The following is a 24,387-nucleotide window of genomic DNA, read 5'->3' as shown; positions in this document are numbered from 1 at the left end:
GCTGTTAAAGTCAGAGCCAGGAAAGAGACAAGTACCCAGTGCAGCCGGAGGAAGAGCAGGAGAACAAGTACGTGGTATCCGGCAAAAACACAATCAGTTAGAGCTGGCCACCTGCTGCTTTCAAGAAGATACTTTCGCCAGAAAACTTCCTCCAGAATCGGATGAACAGTAATATACCATGCAGCGAAAATCCACAACGATATTCCGGACAGACCCAGATTGGAAAGAGATTCAGAAAGAACATCAGGTTGAAGAGAGATAACCGGCCACAGAAGAATAAAGAGGGGTCCATTTCCGAAAAGAAGAAGTAACATTCCGATACCTTCGAAACGTTTCCAGCCTGAGAAAATACCATGCCGGATATCCAATTGTCCGTTGAGAAAGAGAATAAGCAGAATACCTGAATGGTAGAGCAGGATTGCGCACCAGGCGGAATGAAGCAGATAAAGACCTGCTGCGATACTGCCGAATGGCAGGAGGGCGGCAAGAAACCTGAACCTGGTTGGGTCTTTCAATACTCAGCTCTCTCGATCAAGGGTTTCTGTCGAATCAACATTGGGCTAAATCTGATCACGACGCTAGAAATAACATGCTGCGGAGGTGAAGTACCTGCCGGGCCAGGAGCCGAACTCAGAGCGGAATTCTCCGGTTTCACTGCCGGAGGATTTCCCCGCCCCTCTGCTGATTCCGGCGTTCAACGTGATGTTCTCAGTGATGCTGTACTCCCCCACCAGGGTCACATAGGCGGATGGGTCAGTAAGGTTGATAAGTGCCTGCCCGCTGATGTTCAGAAGCGGCATAGGCGTCCAGGTCATACCCGGGGAGAGGTAATGTCTTCCAAGAAGATAGATGCCGCCAGCAGTGTAAGCAGGAGTGCTTATTGTAACATCATAGTTTTCAGGATCGTTCGTTCCCGGAGAGTTGAAATGGTATTCAAGGTAGCCGTACAGAGATGCGTTGAACCAGCTTCTGTCCATTCCCGCTGAAGCGCTCCAGAAAGTCTCTTTTTCCTCAGCATGAGCATCTCCGGAGAAAACCGAGGTCGATACAACCGCCAGTTCAAGCCATCCGATTGCTCCGCCAATCGCTCTGTTCAGGCTTCCCCCCAGCATAAGATTCTCTTTGAAACATGCCGCGAGAAGAACAGCATCGGTCTGGAGCATGTAGAAACGTCCTCTGAGCCAGCCTCCGCTTTTACTGAAATGTGCGTCATTTCCGAATACCCAGCCTGCATCCAGTTCTGACATCATGCCGATGGGGAAAGTTGACCTGATCGCGTCCACGCCGACACGGTACTCCGTATCGATGGTTCCGTACTGAAATGGTGCTATAAAATCGGTCGGACTGATTGATTTTGACACTCCCCAGTAGATAGCCTGCCGTCCCATCGTAAGGCTGGAAAAGGGAAGCCTGAAACGAATGCTGAGCCTGTCCAGGTTCTGCAGGAGGCTGAAGGACTCGGTATCCTTCCATTCGGAAGGGAGTATACGCTGATCGAGGTCGCAAATACGGAAAGGAGAAATACCTTCTGATGAGCCTTCGAAAGCCGGATCGCCTGCAGTCGGACAGATCATGTACGCTAGATTCAGCCTTGTGTTTCCCAGGCGTTGTGAAAGCATCAATCTAAGAGGAACCCGGGACAGAAATCTCAGAGAGGAATCCGCCCCCGGCACATCATCGATGAGATCAATCCCGGGCTTCAATGAACCGGAGATACTGTACGCATGAAGCTGTCCGGAAAAAAGCAGAAGGAGCAGCAGCAGAATAACTGATACGAAAGGTTTCACTCGTATTCTTCCGGGGCGTTGTTTTCGTCCAGTTTGCCGTCCGTGAGAACAACCAGCATTTTTGCTCTCTTCATTACTATCTCGTCGTGGGTTGAGAAGAGAAAGGTCATTCCGGTGTCCTCATTCAGCTGGCGCATCATGTCCAGCAGCGCTCCGCTTGTCTTTGAATCCAGATTTGCGGTTGGTTCATCCGCTATTACCAATGAAGGTTTCGAAACCATTGCCCGTGCTACAGCCACTCTCTGCTGCTGGCCTCCGGAGAGTCTTGAGGGAAGTCTGTGAGCATAGTCAGCGAGGCCGACTTTTTCCAGCATGCTCATAACCCTGCTGTGCCGTTCTTCCTTCGGTACTCCCTGGAGCAGCATAATGTACTCGACATTTTCCTCAACGGTCAGTACAGGGAACAGATTGTATGCCTGGAATATGAAGCCGATGTGATCCCTCCTGAAATCGGAGAGTTCGTTACCGCTCATTTCAGATAGCAGTCTTCCCGAGAGCCATACCTCTCCCTCTGTGGGAGTATCGAGGCCGGTTATTACATTGAGGAAAGTTGTCTTGCCGGAACCGCTTGGCCCGATAATCGCGGTGAATTCTCCTTTTGTCAGTGTATAGTCAATTCCGCGTACTGCTTGAACAGGCACACCTGAGTCATCGTAGGTTTTAATAATACCCTTTGCTTCGATTACTTTCTCATTATTCATACTTTTCTCCGTGTCCTTTACAGGCTTTTTCTCATAGCTTCAGCAGCATTCAGTCTTCCTGCATGGATACCGGGATAGACCCCAGCAGCCGTTGTCAGGAGTAGCGTGAAGAACGGATATATCCAGATACCGTTCCATTTCAGAATCGGATGTATTGCGCTGTCGAATATTACGCCGGAAACCTCTATGCTGCCGAAATCGATACCGGTCTTCGATGTGATCCATATGATTATTAATCCCATGATTGAACCGAGTATCATGCTGATCACTGCAAGCCAGAATGCCTCCAGTATTACCATAACGCTGATCGTACCCGGTCTTGTACCTACGGCCTTCATTACTCCGAATTCGTACATCCGCTCGTAAACTGACATGAAGAGGGAGTTCACAATTCCGAAAACTACAAGGCCGAAAAGGATTACAGCTGTAATAACAATGCTCAGTTTTGTCATATTGAGCATTGCCGTTACCTGTGTGGCAAGTGCTGCCCAGCCCCGGGCTTTGTTTCCGCAGATAGAGAATCTGCTCCAGAAAGGGAGCGATTCGTCCATTCCCAATTCTGAATCCGGAAAGCGAATTGCGATCTCATGAAATCTGCCTTCAAGGCCAAGCATGTTTTCCGCTGTATTGATATTGATAAAAGCGGTATATCTGTCGAGATCATCACTTCCGAAATGGCAGATCCCCGTTACGAAGAACAGATTACTGGATAGTCCGCTGTCCGCTTCCGCGGCGGTGATAACGATCAGGTCTCCAAGACCGGCGTCCAGATCATCCGCGAGCTTATATCCGATTATAAGATCGGTGCTGTCCCCGCTGAAGTAACTGCCGGAATCCACGGCGGCTTCCAGCATTGAAACTGTTGGTTCGGTTTCAGGGTCGATACCTATCATTGTTACCGGTTTCATCTCCATAGTTGATTGGAGAGATGCAGGGGAGATTATCCGGAAGGTAAAGGCATCCACTATCGAATCCGTCCTCAGCATTTGCGTGATTGAATCTGGTTCATTTATGGTCAGAGTTATCCTTCCGGTATCTCTGAAACCGTCCCTGTGTATCTGCGCGTCACCCATCCATGCATTCGTGGTCTGATCTATCATATGCCTGGTCATGCCGACCATCAGGGCATCAGTAAACATCAGAGCTGCCAGTCCGAGACCGACGGCCAGGCCTGTGATTACTGTTCTTCTTCTGTTCTTCCAGATGCTGTGCCAGGCAAATCTTATAAGTCGTCCAAACATGATACTTACACCGTCCTCAGGGCTTTTGCGGGTTTTGTATGTGCGGCATTAAGGGCGGGGATCCAGCTAACTATCGTAGCAGTCAGTATTACGCAGAGGGCCGGTATCCAATAGCAGTCAGGAGATATCGATGCAACCATCTCGCGGAAGACAGTCCCACCGTAATCAAGCGGGGGATCCATTACAATTCCGTGCTTTGAGAGGAGAAGCAGACCAGCCGTACTGATAATGCTTCCGAGCAGAATGCTGATGAAGCCCATTATGTTCGCTTCGAGCATGATCATCCGGACTATGAAGCCTGGTCTGGTCCCCATTGCCTTCATCACTCCGAATTCCCGCCTTCGCTCAAGAACCATCATAAGCACAGTGTTAAGAACTCCCATCGCTGCGACCAGCACGATAATGAAGATCATTACTTCCAGGCTTGATTCATCAGCTTTCATTCCGTTGTAGAACTCTTTCGCGAATACTTTCCAGGAATCCGTCTCCAGATTCCTGCCGCTCAGCTTTCCGGATATTGCTGCGGTGAGGTTATCAACTTCATTGAGACTTGACGACAGGACAGCTATCTCGTGAGCTTCACCCTCCAGTGAGAACAATTTTTGCGCATCCTGCAGCGTGATATAGCTGGTTCTTCTATCAATCTGTGTATTTCCGGTACTTACTATCCCGACCACAACGTATCTCTTGTCCGCTACGGCTCCGTTCGCTGCCTGGGAGAGGAGTATCAGCGAGTCACCAGCGGATGCTTCAAGTGTTATCGCAAGTTCTTTTCCCAGAAGGATCTGACCCGTAGAGGATAGAGAGGTGTCAGCATCGGATGAAGTGAGCATTTCGCCCTCTATGATCTGATCTGAGAACCCGGTCGCTTCCTGCTCCCTTGCAGGGTCTATACCGATCACTGATGCTGCGGCTGAACTGGAGTAGACGTTACTCGTATGTCCTGCCGGTTTAAGTGCGAGAAGAGCCCCCGTATATATCCGCGGCGCCCATGAGCGAACGTCAGGGATAGAATCCAGAATTAAGCCAACCTGCTCGAAATCATCGATAGTACTGTATATTGATGGGTCCGCAAGATAGCCTTCATGGTGAATCTGTATCTGTCCGGTTCTGCTGTTTGTGAAGAAAAGAATAATACTGTTGTACGATCCGCTCATCCATCCTATCGAAAGCGAGGAAAGCACGAACCCTCCGGTCATGGTCATAAGCGTAAGAACAGTCCTTCTTTTCTGACGGAAGATGTTTCTCCATGCAAGCTTCTCCAGCATTTTACGGATTTCCTCCGGTTTGAAGGTTGCTCAGAGTAAAGATGTCGGAATCGACACCCTGATTGAATTCCGCATGCGACCAGGTGATAGTCGTGCTCTGTCCCTCTTTGTTGGTGGGGACTACTTCCATCGTCGCGGGGATAGTTCTGCCTCCCATATCCTGGATATCGGAAAACGTCACACACTTTATCTCATTCCCGTGCTGGTCGTAGTAGTGTTCCCAGAGCGGGATATTGTCGTCCTCTCGCACTGCGCAGATAATGCTTGACCATACAACCGCTGTGGAAGGTTTTGGAACAAGCCTGATATACAGAACACCGTCTTCCGACGTTCCTGTAAGAGCTGTATCAGCAGTGTATTCGAAAGTGTAGTCATCTGTGTATGTAATTTCTTTTACGATATCGTTGTTGGTGATGTCTGAGCCCATCCAGGATCCCGTCATCATGGATGGCGGGACTCGAACGGTACTGTTCGTGTTGGGAAGGTAGTTCCACATTTCTGTTCCGATACGGAGGGTAGCCATCCCGGCTTCCCTTGCCGGGGAAAGTATGCTGATGAACGTCTTGTCGGATCCCTCTGACCACGCCTTCATTGTGAGAGTTCTTTCCCAGTGAGGGGTAACTATGTGCATGGACATCTCCGCAAAACTGTCATTGCTCCTGTAGAGTTGGTCCAGAGCTGCGATGACATCATCAATATCAGGCTGGCACCAGGCAACAGTGCTTGAAAGGAGCATTACGAGTGATGCTGTGAGTATCAGTCCGTGTTTCATCTAATTACTTCCTTCCGGTAATCAGCTACTTTGAGGTCATCCAAACATGAATGTAATTATAACTTAATGTATTCATATTACATGTCAAAACTAAGCCATACAGACCGGGATTAAGAGAAAACGATTATATTGCGCCTCTGAATGCAGAGTTATGAAAATAGAAGACATTGGAAAGTATTCTGATGAATAGTGATCGCAGGCGCCCCGATTCCTACAGGGAAATCATTGCTGTTTCTTTCCCAATCATAGCCGGGATGGCCGGCAGAACTATCATGATGTTCTGCGACAGGCTGTTTCTCGCTCAGCACAGTCAGCTTGAGCTTCAAGCTGCTCTGCCGGCGGGAATTCTCAGTTTTACACTTCTTTGCATTTTTTACGGGACCGCCGGGTATTCAAGCACGTTTGTAGCTCAATATTTCGGAGCAGATGACAGGGATGGATGCTCAAAAGCATTTGCCCAGGGATTGTTTCTGACAATGTTCTGTGCTCCATTTCTTGCTGCTCTGGCCATTCCGGGAAGTTTTCTTCTGGACCTGTCTCAGCATGCTCCTGAAATTCTTGCACTTGAAAAAACTTACTTCAGAATTCTGATGTTCTCTGCAGCGGGACCAGTGTTCACTGTAGCCGCGGCCGCATTCTGGAACGGACGGGGGAAGACAGTTCCCGCCATGCTGGCCGTGCTTGCCGGTGCAGGGCTGAACATCCTTCTGGATTATCTCATGATATTCGGCAAGATGGGTTTTCCCGAGATGGGGATAAAGGGAGCCGCAATAGCCACAGCCATTTCATCGTTTGTACCCGGTACTATTCTCACAGTGGCTGCCTTCACAGGTAAAACAGCTCGTTTGTATAGAACCAGGAAGAATTTCAGATTCTCCCGTGAGCTAACAGAAAGAATTCTCAGGTTCGGCTTTCCTTCAGGTCTTCAGATCTTCATGGATGTAGGCAGTTTTACAGTTTTTGTTTTCATTGCAGGGCGATTGGGGGCATTGGATTTCACTGCGAACAATCTTGCCTTCAGTGTGTACAATCTGGCATTCAATCCGCTTCTGGGGTTCAGTTTTGCTACAACGGTAATAATTGGAAGATGCATCGGTATGGGTAACACCAGGATGGCAGTCAGGGCCACAAGAAGGACTTTTCTCCTTTCACTGTACTATTTCATTCCCCTTGCCGCTACTTTCGTATTGTTCCCTGGGTTCTACACACGCCTATTTTTCAGTCCGGATTCCGCTTTTACAATAGAAGAGCTTTCAGCAACCACAGCGAAGCTCCTTGCTATTTTGGCGGCCTGGGGGGTATTTGACGCGGTGAACCTTATGTTCAGCGGTGCGCTCAGGGGAGCGGGTGATACGAAGTTCGTCGTATGGATTTCAAGTCTGTTTGCCTGGCTCTTATGGATTCCGGGAGTTATCTACCTGTACTCGGTTCGGAACGCAGGCATTGTCGAACTTTGGGCATTCACAAGCATCTATGTAGCGATCATCAGCGTGATCTTCTTCTTCCGCTTCCGATCAGGAAAATGGAAGAGCATCGATCTCCTGGGGAGATCAAATAAACCTGTAACTGGATGAATCAGGGAACCTTTGCTATTATGCTCATTTAGAACTATCCATTTGGAGGATAATGATCCAAGGAATACCGTACAGACTCAGGTACAGCCGGCGAGCAAAAAGATTGAGTCTTCAGGTTGTGCCCGGAGAAGTGAGGGTCACGGCTCCTCCGGGAGCAAGTATTTCTGTTATCGATCAGTTTGTCCGTAGCCGCACTCAATGGCTTACGGAGAAACTTGCATGTTTCTCATCGATTGCGCCTCCCGCTGTTCCCGCAGAATTCACTGATGGTTCCGAAGTATCTGTTTTCGGAGAGAAGAGTGTTCTTCATCTGTCTGAAGCCGCATCAGAGGTAGAAAAACTCATTCAGCGCAATCGCGTCCTGTACGTATATCTGCTCAGAGGCTCAGATTTAACCCTGACCGTGAGGAAGTGGCTTGATGAATTACTCCTCAGTCATGTAAAAGGTGTCGCCGATGAGTATTCTCATCTCGGACTTATCCCCTCCAGAATCAGGCTGGGTAAAGCACGTACCCGCTGGGGAAGCTGCAGCCCACGAGGAGTGATTATGATAAACAGGAGACTGGTTCATGCTCCATTGAAAGTAGTAGGGTATGTTGTGGTCCACGAACTGGCTCATCTGCGGAACGGAAACCATTCAAAGAAATTCTGGGAGGTTGTGGAAAGTATTCTGGGTGATGTGAAAGAGGAGAAGCAGTGGCTCAGGCTGCAGGGAGCCTATCTGCTTGAAGAAGAGTAAATTTATACTGAAACAGGTATACTGTCCCCGGATATCCCGGTTCTTGACCGCGTGTTACTGAAGTTGGTAGTGTAAAACATAGGAACTTGAAGAAATTCACACAATCATTGTTATATGACAGGTAAGGAGATTGATCGATGGAACAGCAAGCTGTAGCCAGGAGAAATATTAAAGAGGATCTCCTTCGCGGTGCCTTTATGCTTTTGTTCTTTGTGGCAGCGCGATGTGTAGCCGTTCTTGTATCTGTAATAGCCCTGTTCCAGTTCCTATCCGTTCTGATTGCGAGTAAGCCAAACGATAACGTCAAGCATTTTGCCGGGAATCTGAGCCTATATGCTGCTGAAATCATTCAGTTCTTATCCTACAACACGGACAGGAAACCCTGGCCATATTCGAAATGGCCAGAGGAAAGACCGTCAGCTCCGGAACCCACAGTGGAATCGGGTGAATAACAAGCACGACCGTTGGTCTGAAGGGAGAAAGTACGATGCGGGATAAGGTCAAAGAGATCCTTTCGAATGCGGAGTCGAAACAGATCGTTCATGAAGCCTTCTCCGGAGGTTGCTTCAACAAATGCTGGGGGTTGATCGAGAAAACGGACAGATCGCTTGAAGATGTGGAAGATATGCTTCTTCTCGCACAGGCATCCCTGTGGCACTGGAAGCAGCGCAGCGACTGCAAGCCGATGAACCTGTCAGTTGCATACTGGCAGCTGTCAAGAGTATATGCCCTTGCCGGATATTACGATCAAGCTCGGAAGTTCGGGGGAAAGTGTCTCAAGGTCAGCAGGGATAACAATCTTCCCCCGTTCTACGTTGGTTACGCATACGAGGCGCTGGCACGAACTGAAGTTCTGAACAAGGACTTCAAAGCTGCCGGAAGCTTCCTTGAGAAGGCTGAGAAGGAGTTTGAAGGCGTAACGGACAAGGATGAAAAAGAATTCCTGGGGACCGATATTGCTGAACTGAGGAACGATATACCGGATTAGGTCAGGAGATCTGTCCAGGCTTCGATAAGATCATCGGTGTATCGATCTACTGAGAAGTCTTTGAGTACTTTTTCTCTTCCACGGGAAGCAAGAGCATTTGCCAGACCGGGATCAGCGAGGAGCTTCTCAATCGCGTCCGCAAGTTCTTCATGATCTCCCGGTGTTGTAAGCAGACCGTTTACACCATCTTCGATCAGCTCTGGTATACCTGTAAGTCTTGTGGAAATTGCAGGGACACCGATTCCCATTGCTTCCATGAGCGCAACCGGAATCCCGTCCATATCTCCATTCGGAGCTTCTACGGATGGAAGCACAAAGAGGGTAGAGGTTGAAACCGCTTTCAGTACTTCATTTGACGGTATCAGACCCTTGAATTCCACGACTCCATCAAGTTTGTATTCACTGACAGCTTTCCTGAAATACTCCAGCCTGTCTCCCGATTGGTCGGTTCCGGCAACAACACACTTGAAACTGATGTTTCTCATTTGGAGTGTTCTGCAGGCTTGAAGAAGCACTTCCACACCTTTCTTGGGTACGAGTCCACTTGCGACGCACATAACAGTCGGTATTTCTGAACTGGATTCTCCTCGAGGAGGAAGGGACTTCGGCTCAAGACCAAGATGGGTAACTTTTAGATTAGCATCCGCAAAATCTCCAAAACGATTCATGAGGAATACTCTGTTGAAATGTGAAATGGTGAATACTGTCTGCGCGTTCTTCAGAAGTTCAGCAAGTCTTTCATGGCTCTCAGGCACATAAATGTCATGAGCGTGGGTTGTAATGGAAAAAGGGATATCCAGAAATGCTCCCGCCCACATCGCTATATGTGCTGCGTCCTTCGCGAAGTGAGCATGAAGCAGGTCCGGTTTATAATCACCAAACGCATTCCGGGCATATGCCGCCCCCGCGAGAAAGTATCTGAATGTACCGGATAGAATGGCTTTACAAGCATAGTGCGTGAACCTTATCGGCATCCTCAGAAAAAGCGGAAAAACCCTTGGTATTGATTCCTTTGCAAGCGGCAGGAGCGGAAGCCTGCACCAGTGCAGCGGCAGATCCCTCGAAATGAGAATATTCCTGTGCGTTATTCCATCCTCCGGCAGGACTTTGTCCCAGAGATTGGAGTCAGGAGAGCTGGGAGGCAGATGGATGCTTATTGTACAATCCTTTTCAGCGAGAGCTGCTATCTCCCTTGCAACATACGTAGGCAGAAAATCAAGCAGATATGTAATGTTCATATTTCCATTCCCTGATCTCCGGAGACTATTCTATCCAGAAATGCACCGAATCGCTTCATGATGTTTCTGGCGTTGAATATCTCCTCCATAGCTTCGTGTTTGCGTAATCCGTGAAGATCGCCTTTTTTCCAGTTATTGAAAACCTCATCCAGAGTTTCCGCGAATCCTTCAGGCGTGGGTTTCGCGATGTAACCCGCTTCCAGAGTCCGCACGTAGTTCGTCATGTCACCTTCAGGCGCGATCGCGAGTATCGGTTTGCCGGTTCTGAGGTATTCAGCAAGTTTGGATGAGTTCTTGAGTTCTGCGCCGGGAATATCGCCGAGGCTTGCCAGAAGAACATCCGATTCCATCTGGCAGCGGGGTATATCACTGAATGGAACAGTATCGATCAATTCAAGGTTGGAAGAAAGCTCAATCGTCTTCAGAAGATCGTAATATTCAGATTCCTGTTTACCTATAAGCCTGACTTTAACCTGAGCATCATGATGCCTGTCAAGGAAGAGCCGCAGCCCCCTGTAAATATTCGAGGGTGACTGCCCGCCGAAAAAGTTGCCGGTACAGGTTATGAGAAGAAAATCCCGTTCGGCAGGATTGTCCTTTTCAGGAAGTTTCTGTTCGGGATCGTACCCGTTTTCAATAACCTGCGTCGGAGGGCAGGCGGTTCCATAGGTATCTTTAAAATATCCAATTGAGCCGTTCGTTGTCGCGGCGATACCATCCGCGTGCTCGACGATGTATCTCTCAAGCATTGTTTCGATACGCCGGTTAAGTCTGTTTGGCCAAGAAACATTGGAATCGTTAAGCCACAGATCTCCAAAGAATGGAACCAGCGGAATTCCCGCTATCCGCGCAATAATCTCTCCTATGATATGCATCGAGTGATGAGGGCCGAATGAAACTATTACTTCAGCCTTCTTCTCCTCCACAAGACGTAATCCTGCGGGTACGGCAAAAGGAAGCCAGGTAATCAGCCTGTCCGGAACGAGTACATAATCCCGAAGGAATTTCAACAGAGAATTATCGTCTGCCTTTTTCTGTATAGGTGTCGGCTCCGTTTCCGAACGGCTTCTGCGAGATGTTCCGGAAATGCGGGTTCGGAGCTTTCCGGCTATCCGGGTGAGATCGGGATGGTATACTCTTGTAACATCGAGATATTCCGGGAGCATGTCTTCAAGTGTAGTATCGAATGGCAGTCCTCTTGGATTACTGACTGTTATAGGCACCATTTCCCAGCCCGCTTCGGGCATATATCTGGAAACGTTCAAGATTACAGGAGTGGCACCGCTGGTAAGGGGTGGAAAGCTGCTTGCAAGGAACAGAAATCTCTTCACACAGACAACTCCATACGAATTCTGCAGCCAGCAGTTTCTTCTGCAAGTTTAACAAATTCCCGTTCGTTATCCTCCCATGTAAAAAGCTTCTCAGCAGCATTGCGCGCAGCAGTGGACATTTTTTCTCTTAATATTGTGCTGTCAATCAATTCTCTCAGGTACTTCGCGCACTCCTTCTCATTCCCGGGAGGTATAAGATACCCGTTAACACCGTGGGTTATCAGTTCGGGAACAGCGCCGGCGTTTGCAGCCACAACAGGCAGACCGGCCCACAAGGCTTCAACGACTGCGCTCCCGAATCCTTCCCAGTGTGACATATTCGCAAGAACGTGACTCTTATTATACAGTTTAGCCAGATCATTCTGAGAAATGTTACTCATGAAAGTAACCTTTCCACGGAGCGAGTCTCTTTCCGCTTCACTTCGAACCGCTTCTGCATAACCGGGATCAACTGTCTCATCTCCCAGTATCAGCAGATGAAAATCCATGTTTCCCAACCCGGCGCATGCCTTCAAAAGAGTAAGCTGATCCTTTCTGGGACAGATGGCGCCCACAGAAAGAATGCACACCGGCTCCTTCGGCCTGCTGTCAGGATCAAGCTCAAACCTATCGAAACCGGGCTGAATAATGCAGAGCCTTTCCTCTGGTATTCCGAGAGAAACAACATCATTTGAGGTACTCAGACTGTTTACCCATATCTTTTCTCCGCAGGAAAGAAACCAGCGGACAATACTTTTTCTGGCGCTGGAAACATCGCCGGATCTGTCATGCCACACCAGATGATGGACCATGTACAGAACCGGGTATTTCCGAACAGAAATGAGCAGTCTGAGGGGAACCATGAAACTGTAACTCTTACTGATCACTATCAGGTCGGGCTTGTACTTCAACACCCGTCTGAGCAAATGAAAGGATGTCCGGATCCTCAAACCTCTGATCTTCTCAGGTATTGTAGTGAAATGCACCACATCAACTTCATGTCCTGCCTGGCGCAGCGCTTCAGCCATTCTGAAATTGAAATAATACCCGCCGCTACTGTAATCTTTCAGCCCCAGCATAACAAAGGAAATTCTCACATTATCTCTTTCTATTAACTTCCGTTTTACCTGAGAGTGACTGTAGAATATAGCCAGACATTGGATTTAAGTCACTCTACTTTCCCGCATTACGTCTGAACGTCACAACAGACCGGTCAACAATTATGTTCGGCAGGTGACATGCTTTGACCGGCCGGGAATCTGTCACGAAGATTGTCTGCACAGCGGTGGAGAACTGCCTGTTCGGAGATGTAGAAACTCTATACTGACAGCGACATGTACAGATCAACGAGTTTCTTTTCCTCAACAGGCCAGTTGTATTTTTCAAGCGAAGCATTTCTTCCCTGAATTCCCATTTGCCGCATCTCATCCGGTGAACGAGTCAGTGTTCTTATTCCATTCGCGATCGCTTCTGCATTGGCGGAATCAACCAGTATTCCGCAGCTGTGTTTATTGATTATCCGTGCCATTTCGGGGAAGTCAGCGGCGATTACGGGCAAACCCGCCATCATGTATTCGTACAGCTTGTTAGGCAGGGAATAGTAATGGTTAAGGCAGGTATTCTCAAAAAGGATCAGTCCGGCATCTGCTGACACAGTTATTTCGGGAAGAATTTCAGAAGGAACAGGAGGAAGAAGGAAGACACTGTTCTTCAGATTCATTTCGCTGTGCATCCTATGCAGCGTTCCCTGCCAGACATCATGACCAATAATGACAATAGCAATATCTTCGTCCCTGAGGATGGAAGCGGCTTCCAGCAATTTGTCCAGTCCTCTCTCAGGGCAGATGACTCCCTGGTAGAGTATGACAGGAACATCAGTCGGAATACCAAGTCTATTCCGGAGGTAGGAACTCTCCGGCAGGTTCATGATTGGAGCAGTACTGTTTTCTATTATAACCAGTCTGCTGATTGAAGGATACATATTTTTCATTACCTCACCCCTGGAAGGTGTTACCGCGATTACGGCATCCGTCTTCGGAATGAGTTTTCTTTCAGTGATCCTGTAACGTAACTTGTTGAGAGCCGATGTAGCGATGAAATATCTTGAGGATTCAAGCCATAGTTCATGAGAATCGTAAACAAGTTTTGCTCCAAGTTTTCCGGCAGCCCGTTCGCAAATTAACAGAGTATCCAGATCATTAGCGTGAAATATATCAGCACCGGTCGAAAGCGCTGCCCTGTAGAGTCTGTATTCCCACGGAACATTTCTTTTCAGGTCAGTCAGAAATCTTCTGAAGCGATTTCGGCGAAGGAATCTGATGATCCTGCTTTTCAGAGAGTTATCATCCTCTGCAGATGAGCCTATCACCTTTTCTCGAAGTGCATTTCGGTGAGTAGAATCCTTTTGAGGTCTGAGTATACGAATATTTTTCCAGGTTTCCTCAAAAGGACAACCATCCTCTGCCTGGGCAATGATGGTGACAATAAAGCCTGCTTCTGTAAGACTGATTGCTTCCTTTTTAACTCTCGCGTCATTCCAGAGCTGGTTTTTGACCACCATGCATACTTTGATAGATTTCACAAAGACTCCTGATTCATTAACTGGTCTGGCTGTAGTATGTTTAAAATCCGGGCGACAGTATACTTAAAAGGAACGGATTACTCAAGAATAGAAGTTTTCGGAATGATACAGGTAGAGAATTGATCGAATGGATGAAGACCGCTGCAGGGGGGTGAAAGAAGTGAATAGACTGTGCGTGATGAAATTCGGGGGAACCTGTCTTGCCTCCGGGGAGGACAGAAAGATATCCCTGCGGCATTGTACCCGGCAACTGAAAAAGCATGATAAACTCATTGTAGTTGTGTCTGCAATGGGAAGAAAGGGTGATCCCTATTCTACCGATACCCTTCTTGAAATGGTCTCTTCTCCATCAAAACCGGAGAAAGCCTGTCTTATGGCTACCGGTGAAGTAATCTCCGCTACCGTTATGGCTGATATGCTCAGATTTGAAGGAGTATCAGCGAGGGCAGTAACCGGCTGGAACGCAGGCATTCGAACGGATGGGAGAAATTGTGATTCAAAATTGGAGTCGATTGACAGGGAAGTACTCCAGACAGCTCTCGAGGAGCACGACTGTATTGTCGTTGCCGGTTTTCAGGGAATGGGAAGTAACGGAATGGTTTCAACTCTTGGCAGGGGAGGAAGCGATATAACCGCGATAGCGCTGGCCGCAGCTCTTGATGCTGACGAAGTGCTGCTGTACAAGAAAATAGAATCAGTGTTCACGGCAGATCCGGATATAGTTTCCGGAGTCATAAGTGTGGAAAGAATCAGTTATGAAGATTTGAGTCAGCTTGGCTGGCAGGGAGCGGAGGTTGTACATCCCAGAGCTTCGGAGATCGCCGGAAAAGCGGGAGTGAAGATTAATATCATGTCTCATTCCACCGGTAAGCGAGTCACAGAGATAGAACCATTTGTCATTCATAGTGGAAAGTACATTACAGGTGTCGCATCCGGTCCTGACGTGACACAGTATAGAATCAGAAAAATCGATGAAGCAACTCTGCATGGATTTTACTCGAAAGCATTCAGGCTCGTGGCGGAAGCTTCCGTTTCAATGGACATGTTCAGTGTATTCGGCTCCATAGCGATGTTTACGGTTCTCTGTGAGGAGAGTGGAACGGTATCTGAAGTTCTGAGTAAAAACATGATCGAGTTTGAAACGGTTTCCCCCTGTTCGAAAGTATCGATAGTCGGCGCGGGGATGCATGGAATTAAAGGAGTTATGGCAAGGTTTTCCTCCGCGCTGGATCAGGCCGGCATCGATATGCTTCAGACAGTTGATTCTCATGCAACCATTTCCGCACTTGTTATGCTGGATCAGAGAGACTGTGCGCTCAGGGCTCTTCATAGAGAGTTTCTGGAAGAATGACTCTTCTGACAGTAATAATTCTTGCTGTTATTCAGGGAATTACGGAATTCCTGCCTGTTTCCAGTTCAGGGCATCTTGCCCTTGCCGGGACAGTCATGAATGTTCCGGCCGGAGATATTATCTTTGAGGTAGTTGTTCATGTCGGAACACTTATGGCGGTTCTTGCCGTTTACTGGAAAGATCTTGTCGGCCTTGTTTCAGGGGTTTTCAGGAAACAGAAGGAATCCCTTGCTCTCGCAGGTCTGCTCGTTCTGGGATCGATACCGGCGGCAGTAGCCGGATTCCTGCTGGCAGATTCAGTCGAGCAACTTTTTGACAGGCCGGTAGTAGTTTCCATTATGCTTATTGTTACGGGTTGTATTCTGTTCTCAACAAGATCTGCATTCGCGAAGCTTGGCAGAAGAGAAAACCCTTCGATTGCCGGCAGTCTTCTGATCGGGCTTGCGCAGGCGATTGCCCTTCTCCCAGGGATTTCCCGTTCCGGTATTACCATTTCAACAGGACTGTTTGCCGGTATCAGAAAGGAAAAGGCAGCACGGTTTTCCTTCCTTCTTTCCATACCGGCGATTGCTGGCGCTGCTGTACTGAAGCTGGGTGATCTGGGGAAAAGTGGAATAGAACTGCCTCTGATGATTGTTGGTCTGGTGGTTTCAGCTGTTACCGGATATCTTGCGCTGAGACTTTTACTCTCATTTTTATCCAGAGGAAAATTCTCAATATTTGCCTGGTATTGCTGGGCGCTTGGATTATCCGGTCTGATAATTTCGATAGCAGGAGGCTGAGTTGCAGATAATTTTGCTTTCCTTTCTGATCATCGGAAACATAGCAGGATGGCAGGAGGAATTCTCATCCGGTGAATGGGAAAGCTCCCGTGACCACGCTCTCCTTTCTGTGGAAGCAGATTCCTCTGATTCGGATTCGTGGGCTGCACTCTCTTTTTCAGAAGCTGTTATCGGAAACATCCCGGAAGCCATGGAGTTTGCTGAAAACGCGCTTGATCTGGATTCCCTTTCAGGGATGGCATGGGCAGCGCTGGGCAGATCCATTATCCTGGACGATGTTGAACTGGCTTTGCACAGCTATGAAAAATCGCTGGATCTCGATTCAACCTTTATCCCTGGTATTGTTGGAAAGGCTCATTGCCTGGTTCTTCTTGAAGAGTATGAAGAAGCCTCCATAGAATTGAACAGAGCTATGGACATGGATTCATCCTGGATATCTCTCTGGCTTGAGACCGCGACTGTTCTTGAATATCAGCTTGAATATGAGAAGGCGTTCAATTGTCTGACTGATGCACTGGAAATGTGGCCGGACAACCGTTTGCTCCTGCTTGAAGTGGGCTGGCTGATGGAAATGGAAAGCAGATATGAGTCCGCGGAAGAAACATATAGAAGAATATCAGAACTTTATCCTGATGATATAGAAGCTCTTCTGAATCTGGGACTTCTTTTTGAAGAACAGGAGCGCTTCGGCTTTGCCCTGAAGGCGTACAGGGACCTTCTTGTACGGGATCCCGAGGATTACTGGTGTGCGGGTGAGATCGGTCTGTGTCTGGAAATGGTTGGAAATCTCGATGGTGCCATTCAGAGCTACATGGATGGAATCGATATAAACCCGGACTACATATTCGCTATGTACAGACTGGGTTCGATATTCGAGAGTATCGGAAATATTGATGAAGCCATTCAATGGTACATTGCCTGTGTTAAATCTGACCCACATCACATTGAAGCCTGGATTGATCTGGGACTCCTTTACGAGAATCTGGGAAGATACAGTGCTGCAGAAACGGCATACCGTTCTGTTCTTGAAGTTGATTCTTCGAATACCTGGACATGGGGAGAACTCGGGATAGTACTTGAGAATCTTGGAAGACCTGAGGAAGCCGGCGAAGCGTACGAAAACGGAATAAAGACAGATTCAGAATACCTCTGGGCATGGGAACAAAGGGGGCTTCTCTTCGAGGAGAGTGGAGATCTTGAGTCTGCGGCAGAGTGGTTTCAGCTGGCGATAGATACCACAGAGCCCGGAGCGTGGCTTCTTGGTGAGCTTGGGTTTGTTCTGGAACAGCTTGAGGATACGGATAGTGCCATCGTGTGTTATAGAAATGCCATTTTAGTTGATACAACGTATCTGTTCGGATTTCAACGCCTTGCACCGCTTGAGGCGGAATCAGGTAACGCTGAAGAAGCAATTAGATTATGGGACAGGTTCCTGCAAGCAGGAGGCAGTGAGAGCACTGCCTTGTGTGAAAGAATTCTTCTCTTTGAGAGCCAGGGGAGTTTTGATGATGCTGACAGTGTGATGAATGTTCTGGCCGATCAATATCCGTCCGCATGGATTGATCTTGCCTGGTCATATACAATTGTCTCTCCGGAAAAAGCCCTCCTGCTGGCTCGAAGAGCGTCCGAAACAGGTTTCGATGGCGATTCCGGATTATGGTCTTCTCTGGCCGGGCTCTACAGCAGCCTTGATGAACATTCTGCCGCTGAATCCTGTTTTGTGATTGCATCGGAACAGGATCCGGATAATCCGGATATCTGGATAGACTGGGGTTACTACCTGTTTGATTCAGGCCAGGAAGAAGCAGCTGCTGAGAAATACGAGAAGGTCATTGAGCTTGACAGCCTTTCTTTCAGCGGCTGGAGCGGTCTTGGAGAGGCATATCTTTTTGCTGATCAATATGATGAAGCTATAGCAGCGCTTGAAAGATCTCAGGAACTGGATCCGGAATCTCCATGGATATACTCGTACCTGGGGCTGGCGTTCGAGCAGAAAGGATATTCAGATAAGGCGCTGGACTACTATTTCCAGGCTTTGAGTATATCGCCGGGATATGATTATGCCGAAACAAGAGTAAGATCCATTACCGATACCGGATTTGATCCGGAATGGAACAGAAGGGAATCCGGGCGTTTCAATGTTACGATTTCTGCTGATGTACGGATTGATAATGGCAATGTGCGTGAAAGAAACTACTCCGTCAGCAGTCTGATATCTTGCGAGTACGATTCCAGGGGAAGTTCTGTTTCTCTTGAGGCGGATTATAGTTTTATTGAGACGTCAAAGGAATATGCGAATGATTATTCCTGGTCGATGCTGTCTTTTTCCGTTGACCGTATTCTGTCAGATTACTTCTCGGTCAAAGCAAACAGCAAATGGGACAGGCAGCCGGGAACAGTCAGGCCATGGCAGATAAGCTCATACCTGTCTTTTGACTATACAAGGTGGGTAACTGACTGGTTATGGATATCTCCAGGACTTGGAATCGGGCAGGTGAATACTCACTGGGCATCAGGCCTGGAGGATGAGAGGACTGACAGGACGACTTTGTACGGTTCTCTGGCATTCTGGATCAGCGGACAGGATTCCCGCTGGCCGACTCTCTGGCTGTGGGGTGATTTCTACCAGCCACCAGGCAGTATTGAGAATACATTGATGAACGGTCTGGCGGAAGTGACATTCGATATGTGGGATCCACTTTCACTCACGGTAGGGTATAGTGTCGATTATACAAGAACACCTGCTTACAGATACTGGGATAAATACAATACCGAGTTCTACTCTCGACTGAATCTAAGGATTTTCTGATGTTCGGAATGATACTGCTTGGCGTTCTGACACTGATGTCACCGGACCTCAAGTTGTGGTATTCGCAATGCTCTCAGGGCAACTGGCATAACGCTTCAGAAGAGGCAGCTTCACTTCTCAGCGCTGATTCCAGCAATACGGAAGCCATGTCAGCCTTTTTGATATCAGGAACACTTGACGGAGTTTCGGAGATCGATCTTATGAACGTCGAAGCAGCCATTCCATATGATTCACTATCCGCCCTTTTCTGGGCGGCTACCGGATTGGCGTTAATGGAAAACCGATCATCCTCTTTGGAACTGGCGGAGGATGCGTTTCATAAATCAATACAGCTGGATTCAACCGGTATTTTCGGCTGGTATCTTTTAGGTCATTTACGTGAAAAGCAAAGTGATACGCTCACAGCACTGAATTGCTATGCCAGAGCGGCAGAACTCGATTCAAGTTTCCTTCCAGCGCGGCTGCAGCTTGGACGCCTGTTTCGGGATACCGGAAGACAGAACAAAGCTCTTGATGAATTCCGGAAAATAATGAATACAGAAACTGCGTCCGGAGTGCTGGCGCTTGCCGAATACCTTCTTCTGGCGGATGAAACCGGATCAGAAATCAGATCAGACAGTCTGGAGAAAAGGCTTCTTCAGGCAAATCCCGGAGCATATATAGTTCTTGCATGCGATCAGTGTTCTATAAGACCTGAACTCGCGCTGGCTGCTGCGGTAAGGGCGGAGAGTACCCTTACAGATGATGATCTTCTGAAAGATATTGCAGAAACCTATTTGTATCTTGAAGAATATTCTTCTGCTGTTTCAGCTTCCGGCAAGGCTCTGGCTGCTTCAATTGACAGTATGGAAATTCTGGGAATACTTGGAGAGGCGCTGTTTAAGCAGGATAATCTGAACGAGTCGGAGGAAGTATTTCTTGCTCTGCTGAATCTGGATTCCTTTTCAATTGATGCCTTGAACTTCCTTGGAAATATCGCGGAGCAGGAAGCGAGAACTGTGGAGGCGGTTAATTACTTCCTGCGGACTCTGGAGCTTGACCCTTTCAATATCTATGCAAGAGATCATCTTAAGATAATCGCGGGAGATTCTTACGATCCGAATGTAATAGCGGAAACACTTAAGGGATTCAGTGCTTCCGCATCGGTTGATCTGTCAATTGAAAAAGGTTCCCAGTCTTTCCTTGAATGCGGTGGCAGCACATCACTCTCCTACCGTTTTGACAGAAGAGGCTCCTCGATTAACGCCGGGTTTGGAGGAAGAACAATAAACTGGGAAGAGATCCGGGGTCTTCGGATCGATACACTGAACACAGAGACAGGATGGGCTTCTATCGAGTTTGATTATTGGCTGAGTGATAACTACTATCTTGTAATGAGTTCATTCTGGGACAGGCAGAGGTATACGGTTCGTCCATGGCAGGTGAGTTCCTACATCGCGGGTGGCTGGCAGAAGTGGATCTCATCCTGGTTCTGGTTCTCGCCGGAACTAGGGCTTGGGTCTGTTAATGCAAGATGGTTATCCCATGATGACCCGGAATACTCAAACACTTTATCGATTTACATATCAGCAGGTTTATGGTATCGGAAACCTCACACATTCATCAGAGAAGCAGGGATCTCCGGAGACCTGTTCTTTCCGCCTGATGATCCGGAGAATTTTTTCTCTCACGGGGCTTTCTCAGTAGCTTTAAGAACATGGAACCCGCTTTACATCACTATCGGTTACCGCGTTGATTACACAAGGAATCCCCAGGTGCTGTCATGGAATAAATTCAATACCAGTTTCACTACCGCTCTGAACTTCGACTTATTCTAAGCGACTTATTCTAAGGGTCAGGTCTTGCATTCAAGCGTTTATTGCTATTTTTTATTATATCTAGCACATAGGGTCAGGTCTTGCATTTAAGCATTTATTGCTATTTTCTATTATATGTAGACTATAAACGCTTGAATGCAAGACCTGACCCTGGTCAATGCTTAAATGCAAGACCTGACCCTACTATGGTCTAAGTAGGTTGGTTACCGGTGTTTTCAGGATTTTCCTGAAGAAGATGTATGCGATACCAGTTGAAGCTGCGAGCATTACCCCAAGTCCTGCTGAAAGCCACCATAACGGGAAAACCGCAAGAGTATCAACCGCGGCTCTGAGTATGGGACTGAGAGACAGAAGCATACTGCTGGCACCCCAGGCAATCAGGCATCCAAGTGTTGCTCCAAGAACTGTCGTTACCATTGACATGAGGAATATCTGGAATGAAAAGATCATCGCAAGTCGATCGTAGGGCGTACCCAGAGCAATCAGAACTCCAAGGGCGAAGCGTCTGTTTCTCAGGTCGTTTACCAGCGTGTGAATCGCGCTTGAAAGCGCGGAGAGGAGAATTGCCGCAGCAAGAGCTGACAGAGCAGCTGTAACGACTCCGACAAGTATCTCCGCCTTCTGGGCAATACCCCTTCTTGTTTCCGCCCGGAGGCCGGTCTCCTCCACCTCGCGTACAATTGATGGAACATCTTCAGCGCTTACCGCGGTAATGACAAGAGCGCTGTACCTTCTTGTGTCCTCGGGCAGGAAAAGGAAATTAATCTGATCCACAAATTCAAAGGGCACTCCAATCGCGAACAGATTCATGCTTCGGGAAGTAGCCTCTATTCTTGCTCTTACCGTAACTGGAGTATGATCGAGTTCTGCAATCGAGCTTCTTCCCAATGTTACCGTGCATTCCATGCCGATAACTCCTTCAGGTGTCAGTCCAAGGAGATTGTTTGATTCAGCGAAACCGGCATTGTATAGAAGCAGCAGGTTCTCGCTCAGAACAACAGGCAGCAGTCTATTCGATGAATCCTCAAGAGAGAATGACCAGTCAATTGTTTCAAGGAGAGAATCACCCAGGAATTCAGATGTAACGCCTTCAAGGGTTATGTCTGTGTAGTAAGGCTGTCCTCCGAGATGACCTCGAAGATAAGCCGGGACATGGGCGTAAATCTGCGGATCCACTCTGGCAACTGATGGCAGTTCTTCAAGAGATACTCTGATATATTCCGTAATCTCCATACCGCCTGTTTCAGTCTGGAAGAATCCCGCCTGCATGCCGGGCGGTGTAACACGAACCTGTTCGGCCGGAAGATCGCTTGACAGAAACCTGTCCAGAACATTCTGTACGCCCAGGCCGATTGATATGAAGAATATTAACAGGAGAGATGCGGTGAAGAGCATACCCTGACTGAAGATATAATCTTTCCAGTGGCCGCGGTTCCACAGATGAAGGGCGAGGCGGATCTCAGATGGTTTCATGCAGAATACCATCCTTAAGTTCAAGAACACGGTCTGCTCTTTCAAGGACACTTTTCGAATGAACGACAGCAACGACTGCGAATCCCTGCTCCTTTCGCGAGTTGTCAAGCAGATTGAACAGTATCTGTTCGCTCTCCTCATCAAGACTTGCGCTTGGTTCATCAGCCAGGAGGATTGATGGTCTGTTAACCAGACCTCTGGCGACCGCAACTCTCTGTCTTTCTCCTCTGGACAGCAGCGATGTCTTCGTTTGATCGGTTCTGACCGAAAGCATTTGCAGGACATTCTCTGCCTGAGATCGAGCCATTTCCAGGTTGCTCCCGGAAAAAACAACGGGAAGAATAACGTTTTCCATAGCGGTGAGTGACGGGAGGAGATAAAAATCCTGGAAAACAAATCCAAGATGTTCTCTGCGAAGAGCTGCCAGTTCTGACGATTTCAACTCGTGAGTGTCATTTCCCGCGATGGAGAGATTTCCACTGAAATCCCGATCATGTGTTCCGAGTATTGCCAGGAGAGTGCTTTTTCCAACACCGCTTCGGCCTGTAATTGCAAGGAATTCTCCATTCTCTACTGTAAGGTCAAGGTTTGAAAGAACTTCCATTCCTTTAAAGCTTCTTGAGATTTCGCTTGCCTGGATAATGCTCATTCCGGTAACAACTCCAGCAGCACTTCCTGAATAAGACTGTCCGGTGAGATACCTGTATCGCTGAAACTGATTGAAAGACTGGAAATATAGTCATCACCTCTGATGAGTTTGATCTCCAGAACAGTCACTGGAGGATTGGCATCTATGAAATCAAGACTTATTCGAAGAGCCTTCAGACCGGCTGATTGCACCAGATTTCTTACATTTGCCAGAATACGTCTCTCGGATCGAGAGAACATACCATCCGGCAGAACCGAGAGAAATGAAATTGAATTATTTGAAAAGAGAACTGTCAGATCTGCTTCTGAATCGGCTACGATAATCAGGTCAGTATCGGAAGCAAGTGATTCGACAGGCTCAAGCGAAAGCCATCTGTCAACCGCTCTGTCAGACCCGGTTCCGGTGACAAGGCATGTCCAGCCGTTCCTGTCTGAAATAGAGCCCAGCACACTCCCCTGATCGCTGATAAGATCGATTCTGTCACCTGTTTCTGCTGAATTACAGTCGAATCCTTCCCTCGCAATGTGGGTCATTTCATCAGCATTCATACTGGAGGAGAGAAAAAGTAACTGCGGAGAAAGATCAGAGAGATTTATGCTCAGAAGACTTATACCAAGGTCTCCCCTGGAGAGAAGAGAATCACATAACCATACTGGTATAAATGTACTGAAATTCACAGGCAGCAGTTCGACATTGAAATCAGCGCTCATATGTGCATGAAGAAAACAGAGCCCCGGAACCATCTCAAGCTCGTCCTGAAGACATGGAGAATTGCCGCAACTCATTGCTATCAAAAGCACAGTTACTCCAGCAGCAATTCCGTATATTCTGGCGTTCATTGACATACTCCCTGTTCCGGTGTAATTTCTCCGTTCGATAAAGCTACAGATTTCCTTTTGTCTGCGTCAATGTTCTACACCTTAGTTGTTACAGGGCAATGAGAATCTTGACAGTAGAGAGGGGTTGCTGTATGCTTCAGGTTCGCTTTTTGCTGGCGTAGCTCAACTGGTAGAGCAGCTGATTTGTAATCAGCAGGTTAGGGGTTCAAGTCCCTTCGCCAGCTCCAGTGGAAAATGTGCTTCGTTTAGATAAATTGCAGGAAATGGCGAGGTTCCCGAGCGGTCAAAGGGGGCAGACTGTAAATCTGTTGGCAATGGCCTTCGGTGGTTCGAATCCACCCCTCGCCACCAAAAGCCTGAGGCCATACAGCTTCAAACAGGATCTGGCAGGGCGGGAGTAGCTCAGTTGGTAGAGCATCAGCCTTCCAAGCTGAGGGTCGCGGGTTCGACCCCCGTCTCCCGCTCCAG

The 24,387-nt window shown here is 48.0% G+C and carries 21 protein-coding genes and 3 tRNA genes; 11 read left to right on the top strand and 13 right to left on the bottom strand.

The window, feature by feature from the left end; genetic code table 11:
- The 6 genes from K8R76_05455 to K8R76_05430 all read right to left on the bottom strand — a co-directional run.
- Positions 1 to 515 (bottom strand): hypothetical protein (locus K8R76_05455; protein ID MCD4847616.1); only part of this gene is annotated, 515 nt, incomplete at its 3' end.
- A gap of 63 nt (positions 516 to 578) precedes the next feature.
- A complete protein-coding gene (locus K8R76_05450; GenBank protein ID MCD4847615.1) occupies positions 579 to 1,787 on the bottom strand; it encodes a hypothetical protein in 1,209 nt (402 codons plus the stop codon).
- A complete protein-coding gene (locus K8R76_05445; protein MCD4847614.1) occupies positions 1,784 to 2,488 on the bottom strand; it encodes an ABC transporter ATP-binding protein in 705 nt (234 codons plus the stop codon). Before K8R76_05445 ends, K8R76_05450 begins: the two co-directional genes overlap by 4 nt.
- A 17-nt stretch (positions 2,489 to 2,505) precedes the next feature.
- A complete protein-coding gene (locus K8R76_05440) occupies positions 2,506 to 3,729 on the bottom strand; it encodes an FtsX-like permease family protein (GenBank protein MCD4847613.1) in 1,224 nt (407 codons plus the stop codon).
- A 5-nt stretch (positions 3,730 to 3,734) separates the two neighbouring features.
- A complete protein-coding gene (locus K8R76_05435; protein MCD4847612.1) occupies positions 3,735 to 4,997 on the bottom strand; it encodes an FtsX-like permease family protein in 1,263 nt (420 codons plus the stop codon).
- A 1-nt stretch (position 4,998) separates the two neighbouring features.
- Positions 4,999 to 5,769 carry an outer membrane lipoprotein-sorting protein gene (locus K8R76_05430; protein ID MCD4847611.1) on the bottom strand — a complete coding sequence of 257 codons (771 nt, stop codon included), beginning with the start codon at positions 5,767 to 5,769 and terminating at the stop codon, positions 4,999 to 5,001.
- 182 nt (positions 5,770 to 5,951) lie between these two features.
- On the opposite strand from K8R76_05430, the gene K8R76_05425 reads away from it, so the two are divergent.
- From K8R76_05425 to K8R76_05410, 4 genes are all read left to right on the top strand, one after another.
- Positions 5,952 to 7,343 (top strand): MATE family efflux transporter, encoded by a 1,392-nt coding sequence (locus K8R76_05425; protein ID MCD4847610.1) that lies wholly within the window; start codon positions 5,952 to 5,954, stop codon positions 7,341 to 7,343.
- A 52-nt stretch (positions 7,344 to 7,395) separates the two neighbouring features.
- The gene (locus K8R76_05420) at positions 7,396 to 8,082 is read left to right on the top strand and encodes a M48 family metallopeptidase (protein MCD4847609.1); all 687 of its coding nucleotides are present in this window, start codon (positions 7,396 to 7,398) and stop codon (positions 8,080 to 8,082) included.
- A gap of 137 nt (positions 8,083 to 8,219) precedes the next feature.
- Positions 8,220 to 8,534, top strand: coding sequence for a DUF4389 domain-containing protein (locus K8R76_05415; GenBank protein ID MCD4847608.1), 315 nt, complete (start codon positions 8,220 to 8,222; stop codon positions 8,532 to 8,534).
- A gap of 35 nt (positions 8,535 to 8,569) precedes the next feature.
- Entirely contained in the window at positions 8,570 to 9,070 is a 501-nt protein-coding gene (locus tag K8R76_05410) for a hypothetical protein (GenBank protein MCD4847607.1), read from the top strand.
- Here K8R76_05410 and K8R76_05405 read toward each other — a convergent pair.
- The 4 genes from K8R76_05405 to K8R76_05390 all read right to left on the bottom strand — a co-directional run bounded on the left by K8R76_05405 (position 9,067) and on the right by K8R76_05390 (position 14,199).
- Positions 9,067 to 10,308, bottom strand: coding sequence for a glycosyltransferase (locus tag K8R76_05405; protein ID MCD4847606.1), 1,242 nt, complete (start codon positions 10,306 to 10,308; stop codon positions 9,067 to 9,069). The genes K8R76_05410 and K8R76_05405 overlap by 4 nt on opposite strands.
- Positions 10,305 to 11,639, bottom strand: coding sequence for a glycosyltransferase (locus tag K8R76_05400; protein MCD4847605.1), 1,335 nt, complete (start codon positions 11,637 to 11,639; stop codon positions 10,305 to 10,307). The genes K8R76_05405 and K8R76_05400 overlap by 4 nt, the downstream gene beginning before the upstream one ends.
- Complete coding sequence (locus K8R76_05395) at positions 11,636 to 12,715, bottom strand: glycosyltransferase family 4 protein (GenBank protein ID MCD4847604.1); 1,080 nt, start codon at positions 12,713 to 12,715, stop codon at positions 11,636 to 11,638. The genes K8R76_05400 and K8R76_05395 overlap by 4 nt, the downstream gene beginning before the upstream one ends.
- Before the next feature lie 221 nt (positions 12,716 to 12,936).
- Positions 12,937 to 14,199 (bottom strand): glycosyltransferase family 4 protein, encoded by a 1,263-nt coding sequence (locus K8R76_05390; protein MCD4847603.1) that lies wholly within the window; start codon positions 14,197 to 14,199, stop codon positions 12,937 to 12,939.
- 160 nt (positions 14,200 to 14,359) lie between these two features.
- On the opposite strand from K8R76_05390, the gene K8R76_05385 reads away from it, so the two are divergent.
- Genes K8R76_05385 through K8R76_05370 form a run of 4 tightly spaced genes read left to right on the top strand, consistent with a single transcriptional unit; the run spans position 14,360 to position 20,958 of the window.
- Complete coding sequence (locus K8R76_05385) at positions 14,360 to 15,550, top strand: ACT domain-containing protein (GenBank protein MCD4847602.1); 1,191 nt, start codon at positions 14,360 to 14,362, stop codon at positions 15,548 to 15,550.
- Positions 15,547 to 16,332, top strand: a complete 786-nt coding sequence (locus tag K8R76_05380; protein MCD4847601.1) for an undecaprenyl-diphosphate phosphatase — start codon at positions 15,547 to 15,549, stop codon at positions 16,330 to 16,332. The genes K8R76_05385 and K8R76_05380 overlap by 4 nt, the downstream gene beginning before the upstream one ends.
- 1 nt (position 16,333) lies before the next feature.
- Entirely contained in the window at positions 16,334 to 19,141 is a 2,808-nt protein-coding gene (locus K8R76_05375) for a tetratricopeptide repeat protein (protein MCD4847600.1), read from the top strand.
- Entirely contained in the window at positions 19,141 to 20,958 is a 1,818-nt protein-coding gene (locus K8R76_05370) for a hypothetical protein (GenBank protein ID MCD4847599.1), read from the top strand. The genes K8R76_05375 and K8R76_05370 overlap by 1 nt, the downstream gene beginning before the upstream one ends.
- Before the next feature lie 183 nt (positions 20,959 to 21,141).
- Here the strand turns inward: K8R76_05370 and K8R76_05365 are convergent, their stop codons facing one another.
- Genes K8R76_05365 through K8R76_05355 form a run of 3 tightly spaced genes read right to left on the bottom strand, consistent with a single transcriptional unit; the run spans position 21,142 to position 23,919 of the window.
- Positions 21,142 to 22,431, bottom strand: a complete 1,290-nt coding sequence (locus tag K8R76_05365) for a hypothetical protein (GenBank protein MCD4847598.1) — start codon at positions 22,429 to 22,431, stop codon at positions 21,142 to 21,144.
- Entirely contained in the window at positions 22,418 to 23,080 is a 663-nt protein-coding gene (locus K8R76_05360; protein MCD4847597.1) for an ABC transporter ATP-binding protein, read from the bottom strand. Before K8R76_05360 ends, K8R76_05365 begins: the two co-directional genes overlap by 14 nt.
- A complete protein-coding gene (locus K8R76_05355; protein ID MCD4847596.1) occupies positions 23,077 to 23,919 on the bottom strand; it encodes a hypothetical protein in 843 nt (280 codons plus the stop codon). The genes K8R76_05360 and K8R76_05355 overlap by 4 nt, the downstream gene beginning before the upstream one ends.
- Before the next feature lie 151 nt (positions 23,920 to 24,070).
- Here K8R76_05355 and K8R76_05350 point away from each other — a divergent pair.
- The 3 genes from K8R76_05350 (at position 24,071) to K8R76_05340 (ending at position 24,386) form a co-directional block, all read left to right on the top strand.
- Positions 24,071 to 24,146 (top strand) — tRNA-Thr (locus tag K8R76_05350).
- 38 nt (positions 24,147 to 24,184) lie between these two features.
- A tRNA-Tyr gene (locus K8R76_05345) sits at positions 24,185 to 24,270 on the top strand.
- A 40-nt stretch (positions 24,271 to 24,310) separates the two neighbouring features.
- Positions 24,311 to 24,386 (top strand) — tRNA-Gly (locus tag K8R76_05340).
- Position 24,387 lies beyond the last annotated feature (1 nt).

Source organism: Candidatus Aegiribacteria sp. (assembly GCA_021108435.1).
Lineage (GTDB): Bacteria > Fermentibacterota > Fermentibacteria > Fermentibacterales > JCC-6 > Aegiribacteria.
The sequence above is the reverse complement of the archived record's forward strand: the minus strand, read 5'-3'. Positions and strand labels throughout refer to the sequence as shown.